This is a genomic window from Chryseobacterium contaminans (assembly GCF_001684955.1).
GTDB classification, from domain to species: domain Bacteria; phylum Bacteroidota; class Bacteroidia; order Flavobacteriales; family Weeksellaceae; genus Chryseobacterium; species Chryseobacterium contaminans.
This window is the reverse complement of record NZ_MAYF01000287.1, coordinates 1-431: the sequence shown is the minus strand read 5'-3', so window position 1 is coordinate 431 and position 431 is coordinate 1. Positions and strand designations below refer to the sequence as shown.

The 431-nt window shown below is 55.7% G+C and carries 1 protein-coding gene; it reads left to right on the top strand.

The features are described from left to right. On the top strand, window positions 1-431 hold a 431-nt coding region (locus BBH99_RS23085), incomplete at both ends, for a CHAT domain-containing protein (RefSeq protein ID WP_123873185.1).

Genomic DNA, 431 nt, shown 5'->3' with positions numbered 1-431 from the left:
ACAAGTCCGAGGACGAACAGCACACGTGGGACTATGTCGTCTCTTCGTATACGCCATCGCTCTCCGCTCTGCTACGATGTAGCGATATGGCAGAGAATCGATCCAGACTGAAGCCCACCATGTTGCTAGTCACACAGCCAGCAACTCCTCGCTCTGGTTTATCGCCGCTCAAATATGTCCGCGAGGAAAGTGCTCGCCTTCGTGCACTCCTCCCTAGCCAGGATAACACGTTCTGCGAACACGATGAGGCAAGACTCGAGACAGTCCTCGCTGCAGTGCGTCGACACCCATGGGTACATTTCGCATGTCACGGATCGCAGAATTTGCATGATCCAACACAAAGCGCGTTCGAGCTCTTTGACGGGCCGTTGACGTTGTCCGCGCTCATGGGAACGGTGTCGGAGAACGCGGAGCTCGCGTTTCTCTCTGCT